Source organism: Actinotignum stranguriae, assembly GCF_051265215.1.
GTDB lineage: Bacteria > Actinomycetota > Actinomycetes > Actinomycetales > Actinomycetaceae > Actinotignum > Actinotignum schaalii_C.
In genome coordinates this window covers 1-2567 of sequence record NZ_JBOZCJ010000042.1, presented here as the reverse complement: position 1 = coordinate 2567, position 2567 = coordinate 1, and the positions used below count along the sequence as shown (strand labels likewise).

General features: G+C 58.5%; 2 protein-coding genes, 1 tRNA gene and 1 other RNA gene. 1 reads left to right on the top strand and 3 read right to left on the bottom strand.

Annotation, left to right across the window (positions count from 1 at the left end; translation table 11 throughout):
- Window positions 1-250: 250 nt before the first annotated feature.
- The 3 genes from ACRQEG_RS09445 to ACRQEG_RS09435 all read right to left on the bottom strand — a co-directional run bounded on the left by ACRQEG_RS09445 (window position 251) and on the right by ACRQEG_RS09435 (window position 2220).
- Window positions 251-335, bottom strand: a tRNA-Ser gene (locus ACRQEG_RS09445).
- A 115-nt stretch (window positions 336-450) separates the two neighbouring features.
- The gene (locus ACRQEG_RS09440) at window positions 451-1047 is read right to left on the bottom strand and encodes a YbaK/EbsC family protein (protein ID WP_320757719.1); all 597 of its coding nucleotides are present in this window, start codon (window positions 1045-1047) and stop codon (window positions 451-453) included.
- Window positions 1048-1071: 24 nt separating this feature from the next.
- Window positions 1072-2220, bottom strand: a complete 1149-nt coding sequence (locus ACRQEG_RS09435) for an acyl-CoA dehydrogenase family protein (protein WP_320757718.1) — start codon at window positions 2218-2220, stop codon at window positions 1072-1074.
- Window positions 2221-2385: 165 nt separating this feature from the next.
- Between ACRQEG_RS09435 and ffs the strand changes: the two genes are divergently transcribed.
- Window positions 2386-2482, top strand: an RNA gene (gene ffs, locus ACRQEG_RS09430) — signal recognition particle sRNA small type.
- The last annotated feature ends 85 nt before the right edge of the window (window positions 2483-2567 follow it).

The window sequence follows — 2567 nt, the reverse complement described above, 5'->3', positions numbered from 1 at the left end:
GGTCTAAACATCCGTAAAGGCCAGATCGGGAGCTAACGACACGCCGTCATTAGACCCACTTTTTGTCTATTAACCCGCTTTGTACCCCGAACGGGTACCCCCAAATGTACCCCCAAGAACCCCAAAAAGACCACCAAAGACCAGAACAAACGCGACACGAAACCGTCGCGCCGACGCCGACTTTCCCGCGGCAGCTCAACAAAAACTTAGCCCCCAAGCCGATTATCCGGCTTGGGGGCTAAACCTATTGCGGAGGATGGGGGATTCGAACCCCCGAGGGCTTGCACCCAACACGCTTTCCAAGCGTGCGCCATAGGCCACTAGGCGAATCCTCCAGGGCAGTTTTAAACTGCCTGTACAGCTTAGCGTAGATTCGGGTGTGAGCACCACCCAGCGCAATGAGGTGATGCCCACGTTATTTGATCGCACAGTTAGTGCGATCACCGATTGTTACTCAATTGCCAAGTTGTTCAACACGTGCGCACCGGGCAGCTGCGCGAGCAGTGCCCCCGGCACCACGAGCTTTGAGCGGCGCAACCCCGAGCCAATAAGAGCCGTTCCGGCAGCCACCCGCTCATCAATCAGGAGATTCCATGTCTGCGGAACCCCAACCGGGGAAATCCCGCCGTACTCCATACCCGAAGCTTCCACCGCCAGCTCGGTAGGCCAGAACGAAGCCTTGCGAACGTTGAGGAATTTCTTCACCACGTGGTTCACATCCGCGCGGGTAGTTGCCCGCACCACGCAGGCCGCCACCCGTTCCTCACCTTCACGCTTGCCGGCCACCAGCACGCAATTACACGACACCGCTAAATCGAGCCCGTAGTGCTCGGTCATAGGTTCGGTATCCGCGAAGTCCGGGTCAATCTCTGTGACCAGAGCTTGCGCTGCGAGCTCAGGATGGCTCTGTGCAATGGTCCGTAGGCCCTGCGCCACCGGCGCAGCCAGCAAATCCAGATGTTCAAGCGCGGGCTGCCAGGGAAGCTCACCGAGCAGCGTGCGATCCACGTTCGCGCTGTAAGAAACTTCGGGTACGGATTCACTCATACATAGACTCCTTGATTTCTGGGGCTAGTTCTCCTTGCGCGTGACGGGCCCGAGCACCAGGCTTGCCCAGGAACCGTGGAGGGACTCCTGGTCGGAAGGCTGGAAAAGTCCAGCGAGCACATCGCGGTAGAGTCGCGAAAGTTCATGACCCGCGTAGTACGAGCTTCCTCCGCAGGCGCGGATGCATTCTTCCACGGTGCGCAGCGACGCTTCCGCCGCCACATTCTTGGCCGCGGAGAAACGCGGGTATTCATCCGCTCCGCCCAGCTCCCCGCTGTCAATATGTGCAGCCAGTTCACGCAGCTGCGGACCCACCGCGTTCATTGTGAGTGCGGCTTCCGCAATACGCCAGCGGATATCGGGATCATTTGCGTAAACATCATTGTGGAGGACCGAGCGGCGCTTCTTAACATGCTCCACCGCGACCTCAATGGCGCGTTCACCAATACCCTGATAGGTAGCACCGAGGAGAATCTCAAAATTGGAGAAGATGCCGTAAACAACCGGTTCCTTATTCGGGCCCGGTGCCACGATTCCCAAGACGTTTTCATCGCGAAGTAGCGCGCCGTCCAAAACCGTGGAATTGGATTGGGTGGCCCGCATCCCGAGGGTGTTCCAATCATCCTTGATGGCGAAGCCGCCGTCGCCCCGTTCAACCAGGCCGAAAACATCACGCACCCCGGAGTCATCCTTGAGCGCGCCGAAAGTCATGAGGTAATCCCACGCGGGCGCGAGGGACGTGAAAACTTTGGTGCCGTACAGCCGGTACCCCGCCTCATCGCGTTCAGCTCGGGTGAGCGAACCGAAAAGCACTAGGTCATTACCCGGTTCAGAAATACCGAAAGCGAAGAGCTTACCGGCCGCGGCTTCACGTAGGATCTTTTCCCCAGCGGCCACGCCGTTGCGCACCAGGTGACGGCCGAGCCCCACAATAATCTGGTGCATATTAATGCCCAACGCGGTGGCCGGGGCGTACTTCGCTAAACGGGTTTGTTCCGCACAAATTTCAACCAGGCTCAAGCCGGCCCCACCGTATTCCTTGGGGACAAAAGCACCGTAGTAGCCGGCCTGCTTCAAATCTTCGTAGTCTTCACGCGGGAAAACATTGGCGGCATCCACCGCCGCCGCCCGCGAGCGCAGTGTTTCCAATAGATCTTCGGTAAGGAAAGCCATTGATTCTCCCTGTTGTTGTGGACGACGGCGATACTCCCGCCACCGCGGGGATCGCCCACTCACGCTAGAGAGTGTACCGCGGGCCTCCGACACAAAAAATGGTGAAAATGAAGCCGGGCCCTATCCCTGCGTTTTGCATTCCCCGCGAACTCGTTTAGACTGGCACCTGACTCCCCACGTGGCGTCATCTTGCAAAACTCCCCCAGGGCCGGAAGGCAGCAAGGGTATGCGAGCTCTGGCGGGTGCGTGGGGCGTCTTGTATCCACAGGTTGGGTTAATAGACAAAAAGTGGGTCTAATGACGGCGTGTCGTTAGCTCCCGATCTGGCCTTTACGGATGTTTAGACC

Coding starts and splice junctions, on each gene's coding strand:
- ACRQEG_RS09440 (WP_320757719.1), bottom strand. CDS start 1,047: ATGAGTGAATCCGTACCCGAAGTTTCTTACAGCGCGAACGTGGATCGC.
- ACRQEG_RS09435 (WP_320757718.1), bottom strand. CDS start 2,220: ATGGCTTTCCTTACCGAAGATCTATTGGAAACACTGCGCTCGCGGGCG.